At 51.1% G+C, this 24,534-nt stretch carries 20 protein-coding genes; 9 read left to right on the forward strand and 11 right to left on the reverse strand.

Annotated elements, in window-relative coordinates; translation table 11 throughout:
- The first annotated feature begins 15 nt into the window (after positions 1-15).
- The 3 genes from KIH39_RS10205 to KIH39_RS10215 all read left to right on the forward strand — a co-directional run bounded on the left by KIH39_RS10205 (position 16) and on the right by KIH39_RS10215 (position 3,265).
- The gene (locus KIH39_RS10205) at positions 16-621 is read left to right on the forward strand and encodes a hypothetical protein (protein WP_213499225.1); all 606 of its coding nucleotides are present in this window, start codon (positions 16-18) and stop codon (positions 619-621) included.
- 256 nt (positions 622-877) lie between these two features.
- Entirely contained in the window at positions 878-1,438 is a 561-nt protein-coding gene (locus KIH39_RS10210) for a hypothetical protein (protein ID WP_213499226.1), read from the forward strand.
- A 429-nt stretch (positions 1,439-1,867) separates the two neighbouring features.
- Entirely contained in the window at positions 1,868-3,265 is a 1,398-nt protein-coding gene (locus tag KIH39_RS10215) for a hypothetical protein (protein WP_213499227.1), read from the forward strand.
- 26 nt (positions 3,266-3,291) lie between these two features.
- Here KIH39_RS10215 and KIH39_RS10220 read toward each other — a convergent pair whose 3' ends face one another.
- The 4 genes from KIH39_RS10220 to KIH39_RS10235 form a co-directional block, all read right to left on the reverse strand.
- On the reverse strand, positions 3,292-3,891 hold the full coding sequence (locus tag KIH39_RS10220; protein ID WP_213499228.1) for a hypothetical protein: 600 nt from the start codon (positions 3,889-3,891) through the stop codon (positions 3,292-3,294).
- Positions 3,892-3,986: 95 nt separating this feature from the next.
- The gene (locus KIH39_RS10225; protein ID WP_213499229.1) at positions 3,987-6,119 is read right to left on the reverse strand and encodes a beta strand repeat-containing protein; all 2,133 of its coding nucleotides are present in this window, start codon (positions 6,117-6,119) and stop codon (positions 3,987-3,989) included.
- 78 nt (positions 6,120-6,197) lie between these two features.
- Positions 6,198-6,941, reverse strand: coding sequence for a hypothetical protein (locus KIH39_RS10230; protein WP_213499230.1), 744 nt, complete (start codon positions 6,939-6,941; stop codon positions 6,198-6,200).
- Positions 6,938-8,689, reverse strand: a complete 1,752-nt coding sequence (locus KIH39_RS10235; protein WP_213499231.1) for a beta strand repeat-containing protein — start codon at positions 8,687-8,689, stop codon at positions 6,938-6,940. Before KIH39_RS10235 ends, KIH39_RS10230 begins: the two co-directional genes overlap by 4 nt.
- 668 nt (positions 8,690-9,357) lie before the next feature.
- Between KIH39_RS10235 and KIH39_RS10240 the strand changes: the two genes are divergently transcribed.
- Positions 9,358-10,413, forward strand: coding sequence for an FG-GAP repeat domain-containing protein (locus tag KIH39_RS10240; protein ID WP_213499232.1), 1,056 nt, complete (start codon positions 9,358-9,360; stop codon positions 10,411-10,413).
- Positions 10,414-10,625: 212 nt separating this feature from the next.
- On the opposite strand, the gene KIH39_RS10245 is transcribed toward KIH39_RS10240, so the two are convergent.
- The 4 genes from KIH39_RS10245 to KIH39_RS10260 all read right to left on the reverse strand — a co-directional run bounded on the left by KIH39_RS10245 (position 10,626) and on the right by KIH39_RS10260 (position 15,522).
- The gene (locus tag KIH39_RS10245; RefSeq protein ID WP_213499233.1) at positions 10,626-11,504 is read right to left on the reverse strand and encodes an alpha/beta hydrolase; all 879 of its coding nucleotides are present in this window, start codon (positions 11,502-11,504) and stop codon (positions 10,626-10,628) included.
- Positions 11,505-11,598: 94 nt separating this feature from the next.
- The gene (locus tag KIH39_RS10250) at positions 11,599-13,890 is read right to left on the reverse strand and encodes a ThuA domain-containing protein (protein WP_213499234.1); all 2,292 of its coding nucleotides are present in this window, start codon (positions 13,888-13,890) and stop codon (positions 11,599-11,601) included.
- Between the two features lie 97 nt (positions 13,891-13,987).
- On the reverse strand, positions 13,988-14,527 hold the full coding sequence (locus KIH39_RS10255) for a pyridoxamine 5'-phosphate oxidase family protein (RefSeq protein WP_213499235.1): 540 nt from the start codon (positions 14,525-14,527) through the stop codon (positions 13,988-13,990).
- Positions 14,528-15,171: 644 nt separating this feature from the next.
- Positions 15,172-15,522, reverse strand: coding sequence for a winged helix-turn-helix transcriptional regulator (locus KIH39_RS10260; RefSeq protein WP_213499236.1), 351 nt, complete (start codon positions 15,520-15,522; stop codon positions 15,172-15,174).
- A 103-nt stretch (positions 15,523-15,625) separates the two neighbouring features.
- On the opposite strand from KIH39_RS10260, the gene KIH39_RS10265 reads away from it, so the two are divergent.
- From KIH39_RS10265 to KIH39_RS10285, 5 genes are all read left to right on the forward strand, one after another.
- The gene (locus KIH39_RS10265) at positions 15,626-16,489 is read left to right on the forward strand and encodes an NmrA family NAD(P)-binding protein (RefSeq protein ID WP_213499237.1); all 864 of its coding nucleotides are present in this window, start codon (positions 15,626-15,628) and stop codon (positions 16,487-16,489) included.
- Positions 16,490-16,498: 9 nt separating this feature from the next.
- Positions 16,499-16,894, forward strand: coding sequence for an ester cyclase (locus KIH39_RS10270; RefSeq protein ID WP_213499238.1), 396 nt, complete (start codon positions 16,499-16,501; stop codon positions 16,892-16,894).
- A gap of 196 nt (positions 16,895-17,090) precedes the next feature.
- Positions 17,091-20,837 carry a sigma-70 family RNA polymerase sigma factor gene (locus KIH39_RS10275; RefSeq protein ID WP_213499239.1) on the forward strand — a complete coding sequence of 1,249 codons (3,747 nt, stop codon included), beginning with the start codon at positions 17,091-17,093 and terminating at the stop codon, positions 20,835-20,837.
- 269 nt (positions 20,838-21,106) lie between these two features.
- On the forward strand, positions 21,107-22,141 hold the full coding sequence (locus KIH39_RS10280) for a DUF1559 domain-containing protein (RefSeq protein ID WP_213499240.1): 1,035 nt from the start codon (positions 21,107-21,109) through the stop codon (positions 22,139-22,141).
- A gap of 15 nt (positions 22,142-22,156) precedes the next feature.
- Entirely contained in the window at positions 22,157-22,600 is a 444-nt protein-coding gene (locus KIH39_RS10285; RefSeq protein ID WP_213499241.1) for a hypothetical protein, read from the forward strand.
- 78 nt (positions 22,601-22,678) lie between these two features.
- Here KIH39_RS10285 and KIH39_RS10290 read toward each other — a convergent pair whose 3' ends face one another.
- The 3 genes from KIH39_RS10290 to KIH39_RS10300 form a co-directional block, all read right to left on the reverse strand.
- Positions 22,679-22,918 (reverse strand): hypothetical protein, encoded by a 240-nt coding sequence (locus KIH39_RS10290; protein ID WP_213499242.1) that lies wholly within the window; start codon positions 22,916-22,918, stop codon positions 22,679-22,681.
- Between the two features lie 268 nt (positions 22,919-23,186).
- Entirely contained in the window at positions 23,187-23,699 is a 513-nt protein-coding gene (locus KIH39_RS10295) for a transposase (protein ID WP_213497376.1), read from the reverse strand.
- Positions 23,696-24,502: a transposase gene (locus KIH39_RS10300; RefSeq protein ID WP_213497375.1), complete on the reverse strand. Its 807-nt coding sequence runs from the start codon at positions 24,500-24,502 to the stop codon at positions 23,696-23,698. The genes KIH39_RS10295 and KIH39_RS10300 overlap by 4 nt, the downstream gene beginning before the upstream one ends.
- Between the last annotated feature and the right edge of the window lie 32 nt (positions 24,503-24,534).

Raw genomic sequence — 24,534 nt, forward strand, 5'->3', positions numbered from 1 at the left:
TAGGATTTTCGAGCCGTGCAAACGCTCAAGAGGAGAGGTTATCAACTTACGGAAAGGATTGCTAGAAGATACTCAAGCGGTGGGAGTGATATTGATTTGAAGGATCAATTGGTTGATGTATTATGGGAATTGGGTCGTCCCGTGCCTGATCCAGGCCTAAATAAACCACTCCCCTTGTCAAGCAGACGTTCAGCAATGAAAACAATCCCCGCAATCGAAGTTCTTCAAGATGGGAGATACGCATGTACCGCCGCGATTCCCGAGCAAGGTGCGTTGTACGTTTCCTTGATGATTAACCGCAATTTGTTCAAGAAAGCGTTTTCATCGGACTATCGCGAGCTGAGAGTGCACGGTAGCTTCAGCGACGAGATCGGTAAATCGTTTAATTTATCCTGGAAGCTGCCTGCCATTTCGAAAAGATCTGAAATTCTGATTAGACAAATCGATGCGGTCGCGGTGGATGAGCCTCAGATCACAGCAAGCATGAAGGTCGGGTGGAGGAAAGATGTCGTCCTTTCCGCTTTTCGAGAAATTATGGAGCATTCCACGCGGGAGGAGCCCCTGGGTTTGCTCGAGCAATTAACGCTTGAGGCGGCAGGGAAATTCGATGCGGAATGTTAGATGGAATCGACCCGTGACAGTTCCTTCGGAACCTATTTCCGATGGCGATTTGTATCACGAAACCGAAAATCAATCATATCGATAGCCGGGATGGAGGAAGATTCCAATCCACTGACGAGGCCTAAAAGTTGCATTTCAAGTGGTTTAAGCTTCTCGGGTAACAGCCTCGTAACGAATAACAATACCCCTCTTACTTCCCAGTCATCGCACAACCATAATTACCAGGTAACTTCTCTCGATAGAAGGGAGGCTTCCAATGTTCTGTTTGCTAATCGTGCGCTTACTATGCGCAATGGGGCTGATGAGCGGCCTAGTGGCAAGTGCTGTGTGCAGCGAAGAACCTCAGATTGTGTTCGACAATCGCCCCGAGAGCGGGATACCCGCCGAAGCCTTGCAACAGCCTCATAAACCAAGTAAGGCAACCACGGAAAAAGAATTCCCTCTCAAGTTTCCCGCCCTAACGGCGGGGGCAATCAAGTCGATCCGCATCCGCTACTACAACAAGGAGACGTGGCCGAATGAAAAGGACGCCCGCGAATACGTTCGCAGCTTTCTCGGCAACAAAAAGTCGGAGGTTTTTGATTTTCAGATTTGGTCTCAGGGAGTCGGAGTGCCCGAAATCGAATGCTATGTGGAATTTACCGAAGAATATCGCAAGAAACTTCTGGGAGATAAGTTTTCCTGTCGCGATGGTCGTCTGCTGCTCTGGAATACGGAGGCTTGCTATCGCGACGGCACGGGCCGATGGTATTTTGTCTCCGCGTTCGATCAATTTCACCGGGCTCATCCCAAGGGCGATCGCAAGAATGTGAAATAAGCGAACTACCCGATGAGTTTCATTTGGGCTTATCTACCTGCAATCCGCTCGGCCAAGTTATTAGAGGCACCTCATGGACGGGAATACGATTCGTCCGTTCGAAGGCTCAAATCGGCTCGAATATCGTGTGGAAGAAACAGCAACCTAACCCGTGATTATCTCGCCCCTTCCTATCTTTCAAAATCTCTTCACTCCAGTAGATAATTCCAGATCGGTAGGCAACTGGCGAATAAAACTGCCGGACCTTGCTCTTTCGAAATATCCCGTCGGAGTGAGAACTCGAAAATTTTGCATTTTGATGCAGGCGGATGAGGATTGCCGTACTCATCTTAGAGTGAAATTCTTCACGCTTTACCGGTTCCCGACTTGTTTCTTCGCGGGATTCAATCAATTATAACAAGGAAATCGCCCGGCGATCGGAGTCCGCATATGCGTTTTATTTTGGTGTCTCTTTCGTTCATCGTCCTGACCGGTACCCTTTCCGCCCAACTCATTGCTCTCCATCCGATCAATCCCCACTACTTCGAGTATCACGGCAAGCCGACGATCCTGGTCACTTCCGCCGAGCACTACGGGGCAGTCCTGAATCTCAATTTCGATTACGTCAAATACCTCGACACTCTCGCAGCCGATGGACTGAACCTGACTCGGACCTTCTCAGGTGTTTACGCGGAGCCCGAAGGAGCTTTCGGCATCACTCGCAATACACTCGCTCCCAAGGAGGGCCAGTTAATCTCGCCCTGGGCCCGCAGTGATCGTCCGGGCTATTCGCACGGCGGCAATAAGTTCGACCTCGAGAAATGGGATACCGCCTATTTCAAACGGCTCAAAGATTTTTTGGCTCAGGCGGGGAAAAGGGGCATTATTGTAGAGTTCACGCTCTTTTGCCCGATGTACGACGAAAGCGAATGGAAGCTCAGCCCGATGAATTCTGCGAATAACGTGAACGGGGTCGGATCGATCGGCCGAAACGATGTTTGCACTCTCGACAAGAACGGGCCGTTACTCCAGGTGCAAGAGGCTCTGGTACGGAAACTGGTCGCGGAACTGCGAGACGTAGACAATCTGATGTACGAAATTTGCAACGAGCCCTATTTCGGCGGCATCACATTGGCTTGGCAACATCGCATCGCCGATGTCATCGTCGACGCAGAGAAAGATTTCGCGAAGAAGCATCTGATCACACAAAACATCGGCAACGGCTCGAAGAAGGTCGAGAAGCCCCATCCCGCCGTTTCGGTATTCAACTTTCACTACACTTCTCCACCGGTGACCGTCGGCATCAACTACGGTCTGGGAAAAGTGATCGGTGAAAACGAAACAGGTTTTAAGGGTAACGGCGATGATTTCTACCGGCAGGAAGCCTGGGAATTTCTCCTGGCTGGTGGCGGACTCTACAACAACCTCGATTACTCCTTCGCCGTCGGCCACGAGGATGGTACCTTTCAATATCCTCCCAAACAACCGGGTGGGGGCAACCCGGGTTATCGCAAGCAGATGAAAATCCTCAAGGATTTTCTCTATGGTTTTGACTTCGTGAAAATGAAACCGGCCCGGGATTTGATTCGCGAGGTGTTACCCAAAAATGGGCATTGCCAATTGCTTGCCGAGACCGGCCAACAGTACGCGGTTTACTTCAAGGATTGCGCCAAGTTCGCTTTCACTCTCGATTTGCCCGAAGGATCGTACTCAATCCGCTGGCTCGATGTTGTAACTGGCAAAGAGTTGACGGCAGCCACGCTAAATCACTCCGGTGGCAATTTCAATCTGCAGGTACCCGAATTGGGTAGGGAATGTGCGTTGCGGATGGTAAAGACTACGAGATAAAAAAGGTTTCGAAATCGAAAAACATCTCATCTCCATTTCCAGAGGATACCCAATCCGCTTGAGGACAAAATCAGCAGCATAACCATCAGCCAGACTATTCGGCGGTTTTCCGCCTGGCGATGGACAGCTTGCGTTTTTATTGGCGAAGCATCCGGGACAAATCCGAGGTTGGCCGTCTCATTTCCTCTAGTCAATTCCTCCAGCATGCGCCGGGCTTCCCGATGCCTGCGGTTCGCCTTCATTATCTCTCGAATTTGTTTGGCATACATGGGATTCGCAAAACGAATTCCCGGAAGCCCCATAAATTGAACTTCCTCGTAAGCTATTAAGCATTCGACCCCATCAATTTTTACAGTATCGACCTCTCCTTCTGAACGAGTAGAAGTGTAGATTCCTCTCGCAAAATCGGAACTGAGGCCCCAGGATTCCATCTCGGCTTCGATTTCGCGCTGCGAAAAGCCTTGATACATCCGAACCAGAATGTAGAGCCGAAGATCTTCGATTGCTGCGGGTTCCGCTTGACCAGCGGAGACGGTAGATTCCAGGTGATCGACCAATTCCTCAAAGTTACGCGCGGGAGGCGCATGAAAGTCTTCTTCCCGCCATTCGGAATCAGAAGTCGACAAGCTCTCACCTGCCCTCAAAAGCCTGGACAACTACAGACAATCTTCTCCAACTACAGCTTATATTAAATTCTCAGCCCATCTTCCGCTGAGGCAAATTAGGATTTTTTACTGGATCGCCTTCTCCAGGCCAGGACTCCTCCGATCGCCGATCCCAGAACCAATAAACTTGCAGGTTCCGGCACCGGAGAAAAGGCGATCAGGACATCGTTGCCTCCGTATGTTGCGTTCGTACTGGAATTGCCGTAGTAGGTGATATAAGCCGTAAACGAATGGCCGGTGTTAGGATTGGTCAAACTGAAGAAGGAATCGTTCGGCAGACCGGAGAATGTTCCAGTAATTGAGTTGTTTGGTTGATTTACCAGAATATAAAGTTTGTCGGTTACACTTGGATCGTAGCCCAAGGAGATATTCAACAGGGCATTTGCCAGATTGATTGCGTTTGAAGAACCCGTGATAGTGATGCGATCGTATTGGCTCCCTGAAGTATTGCCGTTGAGTTTCACATTGACCGTTGTTGAAACATTTAGCGTGAAATTGCCCGTGATTGTCAGATTACCCGTCGTGCTGGAAGGACTTGTTTGTAGCAGATTATTCGTACCCGTGAATCCCACATTGCCGACAATCGTCCCGACCCCTTGAACAGTCCCCCCCGAAGTATTTACGGCTCCGGTGAATGTACTATTGGCTCCTACTTCCAAGGTGCCATTGTTGGTGAAGGTTCCGCCGCTAACCGTGAAGTTCCGACTATTCGTAATCTTGAAGTTACCCGAACTCGCGGTCAAGGTGTTGATGGCTGCGAATACCGAATTACTACCATCCAGGGTGACCGATGTTCCGGCCCCCAGGGTAGAGATTGTTCGACCATTAAAATTCATTGTGGAGGAACCCTGAACGACGTAGCTTCCTCCCGTGAGGGTTCCGGATGCTAGATTTGTTAAGGTGGTGCCGGAAACCAGATTGATCGTTCCGCCATTCGAGGCTACTAAGGTACCATTATTGGTGAATGATCCCGTAGGATTTATATTAATTTGCGAGCCAGAGTTGCTTGCCTGAATGAGGGCGGCACTCGTCAGATTCCCTGTGCCATTGAAATTGTAATAGTTCCCCACATTACCTGTCGTACTTGCTGACTGGATAATTACTACGTTGCCGCCCAGACTCGCATTCGTATTCCCTTCCACCGCCACATAACTGTTCGAACCCAACGTAATCGAAACATTGTCCACCACACCCGACTGACCTATCCCCAAACCCGCCGAGGAACCTATCGTCAAACTCGAACCTGAGGAAAAAGTGGAACCGTTCGTCAAACGGACATAATTGTTCGATCCTGACAAATTCAGCGTCCCTGAAATCGCGACACCACTCAACTGATTGTTGGAACTCGTCGACGCATTCAGACTTGACCCCCCCGAAGATGTAAACGTACCCCCGGATATCGTCCCGGCATTGAGCGTCAACGATCCCGTCGTTGCCGTCAACGCCAACGGGCCCCCCACCGTATTGTCCAACGTGCCCGTGATGTTGATCGTACCCCCCGCATTCAAACGAGTGATACCACCCAGATTCAAACCCGCCGTCGTAAACCTACCCCCCAAATTCAACACCCCATTCGAATCCACCATAAACTGACCGCTGTTCGACCACGTCGGACTCGTCGAACCCACGCCATTCCCGGTCGGATTGATGTTGATCGTGCCACCACCCGTCGTCGAGCCTGCCAATAATGTACCCGTGTTCGTGAACGTCCCCGTCGGGTTGATGTTGATCACCGAGCTCGTATTGATCGCCTGAATCTTGCCACCATTTGTCAGATTCCCCGTACCACTGAAGTTGTAGTTGTTCCCGACTTGACCCGTCGTATTCGCCGACTGCGAGATCAACACATTACTGCCCAGACTTGCATTCGTATTCCCTTCCACCGCCACATAACTGTTCGAACCCAACGTAATCGAAACATTGTCCAGCACACTGGTCTGACCTATCCCCAAACCCGCCGAAGTACCTATCGTCACACTCGAACCCGAGGAAAAAGTGGAACCATTCGTCAAACGCACGTAATTGTTCGATCCTGACAAATTCAACGTCCCTGAAATCGCGACGCCACTCAACTGATTGTTGGAACTCGTCGACGCATTCAGACTTGACCCCCCCGAAGATGTAAACGTACCCCCGGATATCGTCCCGGCATTGAGCGTCAACGATCCCGTCGTTGCCGTCAACGCCAACGGGCCCCCACCGTATTGTCCAACGTGCCCGTGATGTTGATCGTACCCCCGCATTCAAACGAGTGATACCACCCAGATTCAAACCCGCTGTCGTAAACCTACCCCCAAATTCAACACCCCATTCGAATCCACCATAAACTGACCGCTGTTCGACCACGTCGGACTCGTCGAACCCACGCCATTCCCGGTCGGATTGATGTTGATCGTGCCACCACCCGTCGTCGAGCCTGCCAATAATGTACCCGTGTTCGTGAACGTCCCCGTCGGGTTGATGTTGATCACCGAGCTCGTATTGATCGCCTGAATCTTGCCACCATTTGTCAGATTCCCCGTACCACTGAAGTTGTAGTTGTTCCCGACTTGACCCGTCGTATTCGCCGACTGCGAGATCAACACATTACTGCCCAGACTTGCATTCGTATTCCCTTCCACCGCCACATAACTGTTCGAACCCAACGTAATCGAAACATTGTCCAGCACACTGGTCTGACCTATCCCCAAACCCGCCGAAGTACCTATCGTCACACTCGAACCCGAGGAAAAAGTGGAACCATTCGTCAAACGCACGTAATTGTTCGATCCTGACAAATTCAACGTCCCTGAAATCGCGACGCCACTCAACTGATTGTTGGAACTCGTCGACGCATTCAGACTTGACCCCCCCGAAGATGTAAACGTACCCCCGGATATCGTCCCGGCATTGAGCGTCAACGATCCCGTCGTTGCCGTCAACGCCAACGGGCCCCCCACCGTATTGTCCAACGTGCCCGTGATGTTGATCGTACCCCCCGCATTCAAACGAGTGATACCACCCAGATTCAAACCCGCCGTCGTAAACCTACCCCCAAATTCAACACCCCATTCGAATCCACCATAAACTGACCGCTGTTCGACCACGTCGGACTCGTCGAACCCACGCCATTCCCGGTCGGATTGATGTTGATCGTGCCACCACCCGTCGTCGAGCCTGCCAATAATGTACCCGTGTTCGTGAACGTCCCCGTCGGGTTGATGTTGATCACCGAGCTCGTATTGATCGCCTGAATCTTGCCACCATTTGTCAGATTCCCCGTACCACTGAAGTTGTAGTTGTTCCCAACCTGACCCGTTGTACTCGCCGACTGCGAGATCAACACATTACTGCCCAGACTCGCATTCGTATTCCCTTCCACCGCCACATAACTGTTCGAACCCAACGTAATCGAAACATTGTCCAGCACACCGGTCTGACCTATCCCCAAGCCCGCCGAGGAACCTATCGTCACACTCGAACCCGAGGAAAAAGTGGAACCATTCGTCAAACGCACGTAATTGTTCGATCCTGACAAATTCAGCGTCCCCGAAATCGCGACACCACTCAACTGATTGTTGGAACTCGTCGACGCATTCAGACTTGACCCCCCCGAAGATGTAAACGTACCCCCGGATATCGTCCCGGCATTGAGCGTCAACGATCCCGTCGTTGCCGTCAACGCCAACGGGCCCCCCACCGTATTGTCCAACGTGCCCGTGATGTTGATCGTACCCCCCGCATTCAAACGAGTGATACCACCCAGATTCAAACCCGCTGTCGTAAACCTACCCCCCAAATTCAACACCCCATTCGAATCCACCATAAACTGACCGCTGTTCGACCACGTCGGACTCGTCGAACCCACGCCATTCCCGGTCGGATTGATGTTGATCGTGCCACCACCCCCTACTGAACCCGCCAACAACGTACCTGTGTTCGTGAACGTACCCGTCGGGTTGATGTTGATCACCGAGCTCGTATTGATCGCCTGAATCTTGCCACCATTTGTCAGATTCCCCGTACCACTGAAGTTGTAACTGTTCCCGACTTGACCCGTTGTACTCGCCGACTGCGAGATCAACACATTACTGCCCAGACTTGCATTCGTATTCCCTTCCACCGCCACATAACTGTTCGAACCCAACGTAATCGAAACATTGTCCACCACACTGGTCTGACCTATTCCCAAACCCGCCGAAGAACCTATCGTCACACTCGAACCCGAGGAAAAGGTGGTACCGTTCACAAGTCGAACATAACTGCTCGCTGTCGATAAATTCAACGCGCCCGAAATCGCAACACCATCGAGAGTATTCGATGAACTTGAATTAAATTGTAATTGCCCCGAACCACTGATAACCCAGGTACCGCCGCGAATTGTTGCCCCGTTCACGGAATAAGTACCGGCGGAAATCGTCGCATTCGTCGTCTGAAATACAGAACCGGATGTTTGAGACAGCGTGGCGTAACTGGAACTGAGCGTAAATGAGTTCACCGTGTAACTGTTATCCATCGTCACGGTATAGGCAGTGTTTCCATTATTCCCATCAAGGTAGACGTTGTAGTTAGTGCCAGCTGGCACGCCATTGTTAGGAACCGCCCCGTTACTCCAGCTGGCCGCGGAGTTCCAGTCACCTGTACCAGCGGACCAGTGAGCGTTCACCTGCGCGTTCGCCCGATTTTGCACGAGGAGGCAAATGGCCGCTACAGCGGGATAGGTGAAGCGACTGGCAAAAAAGCTTGAGTATTTACGAACAGACTTGGACGCTTGAGACATGGATTAGGGCCTCTTAAATTGGGCATCCTACCCAGTTCAAACAATCATTAGCGATAGATTATCTTCAACCGTGAACAGTTTGCAACTATATTCCACCTTGAAAATAAAGAAATGAAGAGTTTTGGCCGCGTCTCGTAAAAGAAAAGCCTTACAAAAAGCAAAAAAAAACGGGAATTAATAAATTAAATTATATAATATCACATATAATTATTTTTATCTTATTTAAAAATGCCGAACTGTGAACGCAAGATCGGCTAACACTTGCCAAATGCACTTCAATCGAGTTGGCCGACCCACTGGGAGTTTGCACTCACGGGAGTTCGGCCACAAACTGATCTTCGAGAAGTTTTCCTGCCCCGCAAGCAGATACAGCTCGCAAAAAATTCCGGTATGTAGAGTGTTGAGCATGAGAAGCCACTTGAGCTACCTTCCTCCATAAATCCGCAAACGGCTATCGCCGAAATATTCGCTGTCCGGAAGATTTGCTCTCTTCAACGGCCCCGATTTCGTCCCAAATTATTTCTTTGAAACCCTCGCAAGTTCCAAAATGAAATTCGTTTTCATTACAATAATCAAGTTCGGAGATTCTCGTAAAACGATTGCGATTGGGCGTTTTACAAGCTTCTCCTGAACTTGAAACTCTCCGATTTACATCCTGAGGCTTGAACATGATTACGACTCTCCGACTATGGCCGAATGTTACTAATACAGCTTCCCGACGAAGCCCACACACCCACGCCCGATTGAATCTCGAAACCCTGGAATCTCGCGACGTCCCGGCGGCGATAACCGATAACGGGATAGCCATCGCCACCTATAACGGCCAAGTCGATTCCACTGCTAATCTCTACGATGCCCTGACTACCGCGGAACGAATTCCGACCGTTACCCCCTTCCCGGGCTATCGAGGCGCACTGGTTACCGCGGCGGGAGATGTGAATGGCGATGGCGTAACCGACCTGATTGTGGCCGCGCAAAATTCGTCCGGTCATGTGAAAGTTTTCGACGGGAAAACCGGCGCCCTCCTTCAAAGCTTTCTGGCATTTCCCGGATTTATGGGAACTGTGAATCTCGGTACGGCCGACGTCAATGGCGATGGCGATCAGGACATTCTCATTTCCGCAAATGGTTGCAATGGGGCCGTCAAAGCCATCAGCGGACAAAATGGATCGACACTCGCCAGCTTCTTAGCTTTCCCCGGCTTCCTCGGCAATGTCTCGGTGAGTGGGGCAAACTTTGCGGGAGGCGCGGACGATCAGATTATCGTTGGGGCGGGTGGGGTCGGCATCAACGGACGAGTGGCAATCTTCAATGCCAACGGCACGGTTTATAACCCAGGCTTTTTTGCTTTCCCAGGTTTCAACGGGGCGATTTCCGTCGCAGGCGGCGATGTGAATGGCGATGGCATTTCAGACATCGTGGTTGGCGCTGGCCCCGGCGCCCCGGGAGGAGCTGTCAAAGCATTCAGTGGGAAAGACTTTTCCACTATCGATAGCTTCCTGCCCTATGTATCCACCGTCACCAACGGCGTAAATGTTCGGGTAGCCGATGGCAATGCCGACGGAGTGAGAGATATCTTTGTCTGGCTGCAAGGCGGCGGCTACGCCAGCCTCGTAGGGTTTAATGGCAAAACGGGCCAATTGCTCGCTCAGGGTGGCGGTGGTGAAGGCACCAACTCGGGTGGAGACTCGGGATCGTCCGGGGATTCGGGCGGCGGCTCTTGATGCCTCGATCGTTTCGCTTCAATCCATCGCTTGTCGGGACCAAGCCGTCTCGGCGGGCGGCTGGGTTGCACGAGTGGCAGCAGATCGAGTTAGTGCTAACCTGAATCTCAGCAGCCGAGAATCATCGAGCTTTCAAAACAGCCCGGTCTTGCCGGTTGATTGTGTTTGAATAACCCAAGCAATTATAGCCTCGCTACCTCGATAGCTTGAATTTACTTGTTAGCATTTCCCACCGGCTTGAACATGGTTCGAAAAGCAATCAAACAGGCCGGGTGAAAAATCGTGGCGTGCGTCTCGGACTTGAATTCCTGCGAATGCCAATCGAACCCTTTGGGGGCAGACTTACGGAGATTCTCTTTGAGCTCTTCTACCAAGGGCGCGAGGGAGGATTCTCCACTATTGGCGAAAAAAAGGTGTTTACCCGAGGGTAGTTTGGGAAGATATTCTACCCCAGATTTTTTGAGCATCTGTTGATCATTCCACCAAAGGCTGGGATCGAAGGCAATGTAGGTGTCGAACAGGTCCGGCTCCAGGAAAAGGGTTTCGATAACGAATAAACCCGCCAGCGACTCTCCGACAATCGCTTTTTCCGCAGTTGTTCGATACCGTTTTGACACCTCTGGCATCAGTTCCTCTCGAAGGAATCTCCGAAATTCCGCGGAGCCTCCAACATGGGGTGCAATCGTCTTATCCTTGGCATTCGCTGTCGGCCCCGTGAGATCCCTTCTCCGTTCCGTATTTTGGATGCCGACGAGAATGAAGGGACGCATCGTACCGTTGCCCGATCCGACTTGCACCAAACCCGCCACATGCAGAAAATCCTCCGCAAGTCCGCCATCGGGCATGTAAAGAACCGGCAGACGCATGTCTGTCGATTCAGAATAGCCGGGAGGAAAATAGACGTTGATGACTCGTTTTTCACTAAGAATCTGTGAGTTAATTGAAAATGTATCGCCTATTACCAGCCCGCCGGATTTAAATTCACTGACCAAAGCTTCGTTGGTCTGGATCGCCGTCCGGTAAGCAAAGCCCATACCGAAGCCAACGCCCCAAAAGAGCGCTATCCAGGACGCGATTCTCAAATTTCTCATTCCCAATCTCTCCGTCCTACGAAACTATTACTCTTTTTCAGGACAATTTATCGATAGGGAAACGGAGCTGACGAGCGATGGTTGCAAAAATTCTTTACGGGGAATTCAGTTCGGCCACCACCATGGAATGAATCATCAACTTGGGCACGATGACCGATACTCCCTCAGCTGTTTCCAGCTTCTCTAACTCGATTCCCTCGGGCTCCAGCCGAATCTTGCCGAGTTTGTAATCTTTCCGGAAGCGAACCTCAATATCGTGGATAGGTAGCACCTCTTCTCTTAGCGGCACATCGTCATTCGGGAAGGCTTTACCCCCGGTCGTGTTGACATCGTTGTAAAGGTGAACGATCAGCCGATTCTGCATCGGATGGGTCTGCCGCATCACTGTGGACTGAACGCAAAGGGGAGCTTTCACCACCACCGGCTGAGCAATTTGCCCAGCAGCCCAGCGAATCGCATTTCCCAAAAGCAAACGTTGATAGGGATAGGAATAAAGATAGTATCCCGCGTCGATTCCCGCCGGGAAGTAGACCACTCTCCCCTTCCCATATTCGCGGCTGATAATTGCAGGGAACGGCTCGGGCCGGGGATCGTCTTTGACTTGTAAAGTTGCCAGAATTTTCGTACCCGAGTGCGGCTTCACCCGCACGGCCGGGCCTTTGAAGGTCACCGGTTCGTTATCCAGATATTGCGTCAGCTGCCCCGACATCAGCCAGGAATCCAGAATTCGAAAATCGAAGATATTTTTGCGTTTTTCCCAATAATCCGACCCGATGCCTTGAGCGAAATTGACATCCAGCTCAACCTTGGGGGCTTTAGATGTTGGAAGCCCCAGATAATCCACTCCCAGTAAATTACCCAGAGCAAACCTGGCTCGCGGATCGCCATATTCATCGAAGAGGGAAGTATCCAGACTCGCGACGAGCCCGCCCCCCTGCTTCACATATTCGTCCAAAGCCTTCACCTGCTTGTCATCCAAACTCGCCGTATTGGGCAGTATCACCACGGCGTATTTCTTCAATTCTTCCAGAGTGAGATTCCAGTCGTTAACGACTGTTGTCGGCAGATGCTCTTCCAGCGTGGCCCGAAAGGTTCCAAAGACACTCGACATATAGCGTTCTTCCACCCGGCCTGCCTGCCGTCCGTAGAAAGTCCGAGTGTTGTCGCTCATGATGAGGGCCGCCCAGGGCTCCGGCGATTTATGAGTCAGCCAGGGCTTGCGCTTCTGTACCTCATCGAGACAACGATCCACTTCAGCCCGCAATCGCTTCGGCTGGCCCACCGCGATGCTCGGCCCAGCGCCGTGCGTCAAAGCCAGCATCATGCGTCGTTCAATTTCATGTCCCGGAAAACTATCTTTCCCGTACGGATTGCCATGACTCATCAAATAGGGTTCGCTGAAGGCCACGCGATGATTGGTCACGGCCCAGGCATAAGCGTTGGCAAAGGCCGGCACCACAGTGAGGCCGCGATTGCTTTCATCGGCCCAGAATTCCTGATCGGGAGCGTCGAATAGCAAATTCATGCGCGTCGACATGTTGCGCGGCAGACTGAGAAAATGGCCGTAGCGACCGGCGTTTGTCGTCCAGGTGACTAAAGCCACCTCGGGCTTAATGGACTTCAGTCTTTGTTGGGCTTTCGCGACAACCGCTTCGAGTTTGCGATCGACCCAGTGTTGGTACCGACGAAAGTCCGGATCGTTCAGATCGGGCTTCGGGGGCAGTGGCTTACCGGTATCTGCGAGGTAGTTTTTACGACAGTGTTCGCAGTAGCAGAAGCCGCCGTGATGCAGACCATCGAAGCTGAAAGCATCGACTTCGGGATGTTTCTCCAAAATCTCGGCGAGAACATCGATAAAGAAATCGCCGTACGGCCCGAGCAGGCAAAGCATGCCGCCATAGGGGGCCGCTTTCATATCGACCTGAGGAATGGTCCTCGTATCGGAAGTGATTCGCCGCCAGTCGGGGTGTTTTTCATAGACTTCGCCCTGCAAGGTCGGCGGATAGACCCCGAGAATGCGGATTCCCAGCTTCTTATACTCCGCAATCTCATTTTGGATGCGGTCCAGCGGCACGTGAGGACTGCGTTTGAGAAGCAATTTGCTGTCGTAATAAGGATAAAAAGGATCGACAAAATTCATCTCGCTAATCGTGACGCCGTGACGGACGGCAGCCGTTCGACCGGTGGTGTCCATGCCAGAGAGGGTGTAGCCGACGCCGGTAGTCCCTTGCACCCAATCGGGAATTTTAATCGGTCGAAAAGGAGTTTTGTCGAAGGGTTGATGGGGCAATGGCGATTCAAAATAGTTGTTCTCCGGTTTCTCTGCAAGAAGGGGGAGGCCCAGCACCAGAGCCAGGAGGAAAGTCAGAGGAATTTTGAAACCCATAGAGGCTCCGGAGTGCGATTTCTACGGACGATATCCCCTGATACTAGCATTAATGCAAAGGAACTCCTGCAAATTAATTTCGCTTGGTAGAACTTTCTCATAGCCCCTTCAGCCCATCGATACTCGAATGGTTTTTCTGAGCTTGATACGCTCGAATCCCTTCCTCCCCTTTGGTTTTCGCCCAGTCGGTCAACTGCGTCCGTTCGTCGATATATTCAAAACGCGGCACACCGAAGCCACAGGAATCGGCTATCCTTTCGATATCGAGAACTATAACTGCCCGCGCACTGGGATAATTGGGAAACCCGGCAATTAGCGCGATCCCTTCCGCACTCGATGGGAGAACTGCCCGGCCCCGGCCATAGAGCCTCAAAATTCGCGGACGGCCTTCGAACGCACAGAACATGATTGTCAGACGCCCGTTTTCCTGAAGATGTGCGATAGTCTCCACGCCGCTGCCGGTGAGATCGAGATAGGCCACCTGGGTAGGCCCCAGCACGCGAAAACTATCGAGCCCCTTCGGCGACAAATTGACATGCCCTTCCGCTGATAACGGGGCCGTCGCGACGAAAAACAGATGTTGCTTCGCAATGAAGCTATGCAGATCGTCGTCAATCGAAGTAAAAAGTTTCCCCATGTCGCATTCCTTCACGGAAACATCGAAAAATCCCCAGGGTTAAAATAGCGGCCGCGATCCTTTTCGGCTTGGTAGCAGGAATACTGCTCGGCTATGATCAAGTGATTGAGCGTGGATAAGTTCACGATTTTTTTTTGGCAGTAATCACCCATGAACTTGCCGACTTCTCCTCAGCCCTCGCATCTAACGGTCATTGATCTGATCTTTAACTACGCCCTATTCTGCGGTGTCGGTTACCTGATCTGGGGTAAGTATGGAGCACTCGGGGGTTTCGGCATCATATCAGCCCGTTACGTACAACTTATCTGGATAGCCAGCCTGCCGGAGAATTCGCGGTCGTTAGATAGGCCGTGACAATCCTGTCTGCCGGGGATGGACCTCCGCAGTAGCGTTTCACTTACGAATATCACGTTATCATTCTCCGCGCCCCGATGCGGTTCAATGATCCCAGGAACACGTTCAGCCCTTTTTACTCCCCTCATCGACCTCCGCTATCAGATTGCGTTTGTGAATGGGAATTTCTGATCGGCTCAATTTGAAGGTTTGTTGACTTTGAAAACGGACATCTTATATCCCGCTATCATTTATAGTTTCAAGTGGCCTAATCTTTTTATCCGTGTTGAGATATCCCCTGGAAACAATCTTCACGAAACGTTCTTTTTCGGCTGAGGGAGTGTCCCTTTGATTCCATAATTCAGACTTCCCCAGTCGCACAACTGCTGCATCAGAGGAATAAGTGCCCGGCCTTCCTCGGAGAGTGAATAATCCACTCGCAGCGGTTTCAATTCTCGCACGGTACGGACAATGATTTTGTCCGATTCGAGTTGTTTTAATTGCTCGATCAGCACTTTTTCCGAAACGTCCTTTAGCTTACGCCGGAGTCGAGCGAAGCCATAGTCCTCGAAAGACAGATACCAGACGATTCGAACTTTCCACTTCCCGGCAATCGCATTAATTGTCGCTTGCACGGGGCAGTTGAAGTGCGGTTTACGCATCGATAGGGACCTTACAAAAAAGTGCGTTATTGTCTGAATATTTTCCAACTGCTATTTTTCATAGCAAGTAATAGGATCCGAAAATCCAAAGGAAAGGTCCAACATGATTCTCTTTTCAGGCGCAACCGGGTTAGTGGGTGGGGCTGTTGTGCAGGAATTGCTTCAACTCAAGACGAAAAACGTTCGTGCTTTATGCCGAAACAGCAAAGATGCCTCCAAAATTCCCACTGGCGCCGAAGTGGTTTACGGAGATTTTTCAGATCTTGAAAGTTTGGAAAAGGCTCTTTCCGGAATCGATTCCGCCTATCTGGTCTGTGCCGCTATACCCGATTTAGTTGAGCTGGAATCCAATTTCCTTCAAGCTTGCAAGAAGCTAGGCACCAGACATGTCGTAATTCAATCGGCACTGGGTGCAGCGGATTTTCCCAAATCATTTCCCTCCTGGCATCGCCAAGTCGAGGATATAGCCAGAACCTTGAAAGTACCTCATACGATTCTTCGGCCCAATGGTTTCTTGCAAAATATTGGCACTTACTTCGCTCCGAGTATTCGGACCCAGGATTGTTTCTACGGCATGATCGGGGAATCCCGAATCAGTCTGGTCGATATTCGCGATATTGCTCTCGCCGCGGCCCTGTTGTTATCTCTTGGTTCCCCACGGAATCAGATTTTCGAACTGTTCGGACCAGAAGCACTCTCCAACCAGGAGATTGCTCAACGGATTTCGAATGTGACCGGCCGGAACGTGACTTACATAAACCTGAGCGAAGAACAAATCCTTCAAGGCATGGTGGGAGCCGGGATCCCCGGATGGCGTGCCCGGGCAATTGCCGAACTCGACGAATATTACCTTTCGGGTAAAGGCGCGGGATCGGACGATGTTCTTCAAAAACTGATCGGCCGATCACCACGGACTCTGGATGCTTACCTCGCTGAAAATGTCTCCGTTTTCGATCAACCCAAATGAGGCACTCCCATGAATTCGATAACCGGGTTTACGCTCGAGGAAATGAAGCAATTCGTTCGGGATCATTTCGAGCAATTCGTTAATCAGAAAAATATCGCCATTGGCAAAGTCAACTTCGCTGCGGATTTTGTGGATCATGGAGCGGGTGTTCCAGTCGGTTTGCCGCCCGGTCCGGAAGGGGCGATGCAATATGTCGCCGGCGCGCTCCGAAAATTCCCCGATATGAGAGTGACCATTGAAGATCTTATCACCGAAGCCGATAAAGTGGTTGTCCGCAACCGCTGGACGGCCACCGACCCAAACACTAATCAGAAATTCGCTTTTCGAGGAATTGTCATCTGGCGGATTTCCAACCGACAACTGGCCGAGCGCTGGGCCTTTCTCGAACCAGCGAAAGCGGTTTAAGTTGAACGCAAAAGAAGAATCCAATCTCACTGACATTGCCTTCTAGAGAACCCCGGCCCCGCTTTCGCTAAAAAAACGTCTCTATTCCCATTGAAGAAGCAGATCGCCGACTAAAACCCGCACAATTCGATTGCTGAATTCCACTTTTATTTAAATAAGTGAGCGCGCCCAGCCCTGATTTTGCACATTACTCTATATGAAAAGGTCGCTACCCTCTGATCCCGAAGTACGCAGTCGTAAAAATCCGACTTCCAGTACACTTCAGCAAGCCATTCAAAAATTGGCTCCGGTCACGGATGCCAAACTCTTGGGTCGTTTTGTTGAAGAGGCGGACGCCACCGCTTTCGAAGAAATCGTTCGTCGTTACGGCCCGATGGTCATGGGTGTTGCACGGCGCGCTCGCCTACAAAATCAAGATCAAGAAGATGTCTTTCAAGCGACTTTCTGGCTTTTGTCGCGCGATGGTCGCAAGATTCGCGAACGGGATCGACTGGCCGGTTGGCTGTATCAGGTGGCCCGCCGGATGTCCAAAAAATGCATACGATCCTACAACAATAACCTGCTCGAAGCGGTTGCGGATCCGAGGACCGAAAATGATCCCGCTATTTCTGCTGGTTGGCGGGAATTCGCAGATGTGCTCGATGCGGAAATTCTGCGCTTGCCCACCGAACTCCGTTCGCCTCTGGTGATTTGCCTGCTGGAAGGAGCTACTCAAGAGCAGGCGGCCCAACGCTTGGGATGTTCTTATACCACGCTCCGTCGTCGTTTCGATCGCGGCCGAAGTCTGCTTCGACTTCGCTTGGAAAAACGGGGGGTCGGCCCTTTGGCCATTGCCGTGCTGGCCCTTCCGCCATCCCTGGCGCTTGGATCTGTGCCCCCGAGTCTTCTGCAATCCGTCTTTTTATTTGCATCGAAATCAACAAGCATCGCCCAAATCCCCGCTTCTGTCACGGCCCTCGTCTCCGTTAAGGTGATCAGCATGAAAACCGCTATTTTTGCAAGCCTATTCGCTCTAGGTATCAGCCTCTTTGCTTACTCTGTGACACCGGCCAGTTCTGCAGCCGCAAATGCATCTCCTGATACTGCGATCGAGTCGAACGAATCCGATCATAATCAGGAGGCGAAAAAAGAGAATCCCAAGCCCGGAACAAGTGAAATGACCTTCAAAGTTCTGGATGAATCTGGCAAGCCTCTCGCGGGAGCGGAACTCGAATTCAGCGTCTGGGCGGGTGAAGGAGAAAAAATTCCGAAATGTAAAACGAATAGTGATGGCGTGGCTGTGATTCGAAGGCCAAACGAAATACAAACTCTTCGGGTCTGGTGCTCTGCTACTGGGTATGCAACGCTGTTTAGAGGCTGGGAAACGGGGACCACGGATCAAAATAACCCGCTGCCAGAAACATTCACATTTCCGATGAAAAAAGGAATTTCTATAGGTGGGAGAGTAGTTGATCCAAAGGAAAACGGAATCGCTAATGTTCGAATAGAAGCGATCTGCGAGAAATATGCACCTCACAAATTTCCGAATAATACTCATTACGGCAATTCCTTATCTTTAGTGAATAATGGCGTGCAGACAGACAAGGACGGCCATTGGAGCATCGATACTGTTCCTGAACCAGTGGAGGAAATCAGTCTTCGATTCCATAGTGAGGATTTCGCTTCGGATCTCTCCCTACCTTTCAGCATAATTCAAAAAGATCAAAATATCACGTTGAGTCAACTCAAGTCGAAAACCGCAGTGGCAAAGTTGAATTACGGATCTCGATTGCACGGCTTGATCACCGATCCCCAGGGTAAGCCGATCCCAAAAGCAGTGGTCATATTTCATGAAAACCCCTTTATGAACACGGGAACTCAGGTCGTTGCCGACGAAAATGGCAAATACAAAATGCCGGCTCTTCGGGAAGGAACGGAATCAATTACAGTTGTGGCCCCAGGATATTCTCCGCTACTTAAAAACGTAAAAATGTTGCGCGGTCTGCAAGAGCAGAATTTCCAACTGGAAGTCGGTCATCCCCTGCGCTTGAAGGTAATCGATGAGGCAGGCCATCCGGTCAAAGTTCACTTTGTACTCCAAGAATGGCGATCAAGAAGATCCCTTTATACAAGTCGTCTTCCAGACATGATTGACTTGCAAATCCCACGCTTTTCAAATGCGGAGGGAATATACGAATGGCTATGGGCACCTGCGGACGAAGTCAAATTCGAAATCATTGCGGAGAAGGAAATATTTCAAAGGCAAAGGATCGCCGTAAAAGCGGATGAGCCGCTGAAAACCATAGTCATGAAAAAACCGGCGTTTTTATCTGGAAATGTAAAGGATGCAGTAACTGGTAAACCGATTCCTAAATTTCGGGTTTATCAGATAATCGAATTTTCTTCCGGATGGCTGTATTTGGAAAGAAATCAAAATTTTGTAACAGGAGAAAACGGCCGGTTCAAAATTCCGCTACAGAGGCCTGTAGACGACTTAAGAGTATTAATTGAAGCAGAGGGTTACCGGAGCACGGTCAGCAAACATTCCCTAATAAAAAATCATATACGCGAACAGGACTTCGCTTTAGAACCAGCCCTCTCAATTAAAGGGCGCATACTGGATGCGGAGGGCCTGCCTCTTAAGGAAGCGATGGTATCTGTAGCAAATAGCTTCCAAGGATTCGAATTTCAACGAACAAAAAACAATTCCACCTACAAAACAGATGAGCGGGGATACTTCCAACTTCCAGCCCAACCGGAAGACTACACTTTGATCGTTTCGCATGCGTCGGGATTCAAAAGATTGGATTGTCGCAAAAGCGAAAGTAATCTTAGAGATATCACCGTGGAAAAATGGGTGACGATTCGAGGAAAAGTTTGGCAGGACGGCAAAACAATCCCGAATCAATGGATCGAACTCTTTCCAATACCTGGGGGAGAGTATGACAAGCACCACATCAGACTAAATCAGGGCACTCAAACCAATGAAAAGGGGGAATTCGAGCTGACTCAGGTGCCCGCGGAACCGCTTTGTATTGAGACCAGACTCAATGTTTGGCTGCAATCAGTGTTATCGAGCAGCGAGACTCGTCCCTTGAATCCTGTTCCTGGCGAAAAAATTTATCTGGACTTGAATAAGAACGGAGTCAAATTAACTGGTAATATCCATCTTTCAGGCGATCTCTCCAAGCTTTCGGATTTAGAGTATTCTCGATTAACCCTTTATAGACAGACTCCGGACATCAAGCTCCCTAAACCTTGGAATCTCCATCCCATAGATTTTTCGAGTAAAATTGCCAACCATCAATTGGAATCCAATAGTAGCTTCGTACACAACGTCTTCGTGCTGAAGCCCAAATTGAATGGTCAGTATCAAATACACGGCGTGCCACCCGGAGATTATCTGTTTTCTATTCGAGTCAACGAGAAACCCGATGGCAGCTGCTTGGATGCGCCTCTCATTGAAAAACTCGTTCCCATCACCATCTCCCCCGAGGATGTGACCAAGGGCGAACTGCGACTGCCCGATATCGAAATCAAAGTACCCCAACGACTAGTACCGGGAACAGCCGTTCCGACAGCGACGTTGAGGGATTCGGACGGGAAGGAGATTTCTCTTAAGCAACACGAGGGCAAGTACCTTCTCCTGCATTGCTGGGCCGGATGGTGCACCGTGTGCTCCCGCTCCTATCCCGATTTGCAGAAGCTGGCTAGTGATTTTCCCAAGGAGAAGCTGGCCATCGTGGGACTCAATCTCGACACTACTGTTCGAGAAGGTGTGGAGAGTACCAGCAAAAACAAATTCACCTGGCCGCAGGCTTATCTGGCTGCGGAGGGTGGTGAAAAAGTCATCCAAGATTGGCAAATCACTTCTATTCCGCAGTTTCTGTTAGTATCTCCGGAAGGAAAACTCGTTCTTCGCACTTGGTCAATCGAGGAAGTCCTTAAGGTATTGAAGCAGTAGTCATCGTGACTCCGGTGCTTTCTTCGAACCAATTGCACAACAAAGTTCATCTCAGAAGGAGGGCCGGCCTAAGGTCTTCCTCCTGAGATGTTCTTCGTCTCTACCTGCACCAGTTAAAGCAATCCTTAAGTTCCCGACGAAATATTCTTACATCTTGCCCAACATCAATCCGCTTTAGACTCAAACCCTCACGCGGCCCTAGACAGTTCAAGTGGAATGTGTTAAATTTTGCCTATTACTCTCCCCATTTCTTTTATTGGCATTCATTTATGAGAAATTTTCCTCGAAAGCGAAAAGCATTCACACTGATCGAACTATTGGTGGTGATCGCGATTATAGCCATCCTGATTGGTCTATTGCTCCCGGCCGTGCAAAAAGTCCGCGAAGCGGCTGCCCGAATGAAATGCAGTAACAATCTCAAACAACTGGCCCTGGCCTGTCACAACTACGCCTCCGCCAACGGCATCCTCCCCTATGGCCGAAAGTACGATATTTGGGATAGCTACACCTGGATCGAAAATATTCTACCCTACATTGAACAAAACAACATCTACGTCAACTTTTGGACACTCACTCAAACCGGTTACCCCGGCGGGTACCCAAACTATCCCTGTCCACTCGCTTCCTGGGGTCCCGATAGCCGTTTAATCACCGCGCGTACGGGCAACGTCGCGACCTTCCACTGCCCGAGCGATCCCGGTTACCCGTGGGATGAACTGGGCTCGGACTGGTTTTCGCGAATCCGAGGGAACTACGTCGGTTGCACCGGCACCGGCGACATGTACGGCACGGCCACCGATAGCACCACCGGTCCTTGGGGACTCGGCGTGTTCGGCGTCACGAACGGACAGAGTTTCGATACTAACCAGTCGCTGGGTATTTCCCTCATCGGTATCATTGATGGAACCTCGAACACCCTCATGATGTCGGAAGATCTGACCCCTTCCGTTCAGGGTTACGGTGGCCCGATCGGCGATATTCTAACCGGGAATATGGGCGGTGCTCTTTTTTCCGCTAGCCTGACCCCGAATTCCAGTGCCCCCGATCAACCTTATGGCCCCTGCCCGCAAGATCAGGGAGACACCCAGTATAATTCTCCCTGCAGCAGCGTAACCGGGGCTGGATTCGGCTGGGGCGTTCAAGGAGCAGCCGGCGCTCAGACCGCGGCCCGCAGCAAACACACCGGCGGAGTCAACGCGGCCATGGCCGACGGCTCTGTTCGCTTCGTGGCGAATACCATCGACCTCTACAGCTGGCGTTCCATGGGTACTCGCAGCGGCGGCGAAGTTTTCAATCTGCCTTAAAGGATGTGGCACTTCATGATTCGCAAGAGTTTCTGGAAATTCCTCGGACTCCTGCTGCTCCCGATCCTTGTAATCGGGTGCGGCGGTTCGGACACGAGAATTTCCGGCACTGTCAGCTATGACGGGGAACCGATTTCCAAAGGGCAGATCGTATTCATGCCTGCCGATGGTAAAGGGACTCCCGAAGGCGGTGAAATTGTGGACGGGAAGTATACGGTGAAGGCTATTTCACCCGGCAAGAAAATCGTGCAGATCTCCGCAGCCAAGGAATCGGCCGCCCCGGTTCACAACCTGGAAGATATGGTCGGCAAAGGGAAGAACACGACGAAAATTTCAACGGCCCCCGTTATCCCCGCCCATGCGGAAGGCAATAATGCCACAATCGAGATTCTTCCCGGCAACAACACCCAGAGTTTCGATTTGAAAAAACCGACCAAACCCGCGGGAAAGGCGAGGTAGCTTTTCAAGTTGCAAAAGCCGGCACCACTTTTCACAAACCTTTCAACAGCAATATCTTGCGTGGCATCAGGAAAAGTATCACAACCGGGGAATTATTAAAATGTTCCCCGCTTCACTGGCCACTGAGGCTAAAAGCGCTTTGATCGAGGTAAAGCGGGCTTTGTCTGCCTCGTAGTCGTGAGCATTCAACTCGGGAATGACCACATTCCCCAGTATGCGAGAATCGATCCGAATCTGCACGGATAGTCCCAGTTCCTTGAGAATCAGAACGGGAATTCGGACAATACCCACTTCATGTTGTCGATCGACGTCAATCAATTTCAGTATCTCGGTTGGAGAGCTTAAACACGCGGCTCTATACAGACTGATCCCCTCAATATCAACATCCCGCCCTTTCGTTCGGGGCTCAAAGGCGTTAGGCGAGATAACAGGGATTTTTTCAGTCCGAAATCTCTCGATTCGCACTCTTCGCAGGAGCCATTCATCATCTGAGATTGGGGCGTTCTCGGGCTTCATTTCGATGGGCGGCTACGACCAGTAAGATGCAATCTAAAGTGGGAGGGCAATTTTCTTGGCTCTTCCGTTTCTAGGTGTAGCATTCAGAGAAATACTTCTGGATCTGGTTGACGAAGCCGCGAATCTCCGCAACGGTCGGCCCTAATTTTTTCGCAGCCCAATTCACGTCCAGGAGTATTCTCGTCCAGAGCGTAGTTAGACTCTGAATTCCATAACTCCGACGTAGCACTACCCGAATCTTGGTATTGAGACCTTCCACCGGGCCGCTGCTTTTGCGTTCCTCGAAGTAGGCTAAGATCCCCTCCCAGTTATTCTTGAGCATCGTGATGAACGGCTCCCAATCCATCTCGGTCTCGCGGGCCTGGACGATCCAATCTTCCAACAGTCGCGAGGCTTCGGCTCGGTTGGGGGCACTATCGAAGATCTTGGTCGCCTCCCAACGCAGATGGTAGATCGTTCCCAACGAAGGCACCTTCTCGAACAAATCCTCGAGGGCCTGGACCTGCTCCGGATTCAAATCCTCGGGACGACGCCGGAAGTCGTGCATCTGAGAACGCAGCTTCTTGCGGGCTTCCCCGCTCAAACTTCGCTTGTAGGCTCGATAGTTTTTTTTCGCAGATCGTCCGCCACCTCACCCAATTTCTTGGCGACGTGAAAGCGATCTATCACCGACTGGCTGTTGGGTAAATGCACGCCGCAAGCCTTCAAATACGCCGCGCTCATGTCCGTATGATGCCAACGCACCGCCGACCGTTGCTGGGCCGACAAACGCTCCAAACACGCTCGCCCCGCTGCTTCGTCGCGACCCTTGGACAGAGCCAGAATCTCCGGACGCTCCCCATTCGTCAGGTCCGTCAATATTGTCGCATATCCCTTATGCCCCTTACGCAGGCTGATCTCATCCAGACCCAAACGCTCGATCTTCCGCTGGGGATCGATCTGCTTCGCCTTGGCGTCCTCTATCCGGTTCTTGACGATTCGCTCCACCGTCTCCGCGGCAATCCCCAAACGCACCGCCACGTCTTCGGCTGTGCTCCCGATCAGACTGACCAGCACCTGCTCCTCGAAGCGAAACGTATATTTCACATCCCGACGCTTGAACGGCGGCAACAGCGATTGACGGTGACCGCACGACGGGCAGCGGTGATACACCTCCTGGTACACGAAAAAGCTCGGCTTACCCCACAAATCCAGATCGCGGATGCTCAGAAACTTGTTCTTCTCCACCAATTGAAGCCGAGACTCTCGCTGGCAAGTCTCGCAACAAAGATTGTCGGGCAACTCCCAACTCACGTGAAAGGCGTGGCCACCGTCGACGCGTTCGTATTCGCCAACGCTCACTCCGGCAGGGACGTCCATGTCTATGGCAATGGTAGTCGTCGTCATCGGCTCTTCCGTGATCCAGGTAAAGGGTACTC

Origin of the sequence: Telmatocola sphagniphila (assembly GCF_018398935.1) — a bacterium.
Taxonomy (GTDB): Bacteria; Planctomycetota; Planctomycetia; order Gemmatales; family Gemmataceae; genus Telmatocola; species Telmatocola sphagniphila.

Bases quoted from the DNA above. Each gene is read 5' to 3' on its own strand.
- KIH39_RS10215 (WP_213499227.1), top strand. From the start codon at position 1,868: ATGCGTTTTATTTTGGTGTCTCTTTCGTTCATCGTCCTGACCGGTACC.
- KIH39_RS10245 (WP_213499233.1), bottom strand. From the start codon at position 11,504: ATGAGAAATTTGAGAATCGCGTCCTGGATAGCGCTCTTTTGGGGCGTT.
- KIH39_RS10275 (WP_213499239.1), top strand. From the start codon at position 17,091: ATGAAAAGGTCGCTACCCTCTGATCCCGAAGTACGCAGTCGTAAAAAT.
- KIH39_RS10240 (WP_213499232.1), top strand. From the start codon at position 9,358: ATGATTACGACTCTCCGACTATGGCCGAATGTTACTAATACAGCTTCC.
- KIH39_RS10255 (WP_213499235.1), bottom strand. From the start codon at position 14,527: ATGGGGAAACTTTTTACTTCGATTGACGACGATCTGCATAGCTTCATT.
- KIH39_RS10235 (WP_213499231.1), bottom strand. From the start codon at position 8,689: ATGTCTCAAGCGTCCAAGTCTGTTCGTAAATACTCAAGCTTTTTTGCC.
- KIH39_RS10260 (WP_213499236.1), bottom strand. From the start codon at position 15,522: ATGCGTAAACCGCACTTCAACTGCCCCGTGCAAGCGACAATTAATGCG.
- KIH39_RS10285 (WP_213499241.1), top strand. From the start codon at position 22,157: ATGATTCGCAAGAGTTTCTGGAAATTCCTCGGACTCCTGCTGCTCCCG.
- KIH39_RS10210 (WP_213499226.1), top strand. From the start codon at position 878: ATGTTCTGTTTGCTAATCGTGCGCTTACTATGCGCAATGGGGCTGATG.
- KIH39_RS10250 (WP_213499234.1), bottom strand. From the start codon at position 13,890: ATGGGTTTCAAAATTCCTCTGACTTTCCTCCTGGCTCTGGTGCTGGGC.
- KIH39_RS10300 (WP_213497375.1), bottom strand. From the start codon at position 24,502: ATGACGACGACTACCATTGCCATAGACATGGACGTCCCTGCCGGAGTG.
- KIH39_RS10265 (WP_213499237.1), top strand. From the start codon at position 15,626: ATGATTCTCTTTTCAGGCGCAACCGGGTTAGTGGGTGGGGCTGTTGTG.
- KIH39_RS10280 (WP_213499240.1), top strand. From the start codon at position 21,107: ATGAGAAATTTTCCTCGAAAGCGAAAAGCATTCACACTGATCGAACTA.
- KIH39_RS10270 (WP_213499238.1), top strand. From the start codon at position 16,499: ATGAATTCGATAACCGGGTTTACGCTCGAGGAAATGAAGCAATTCGTT.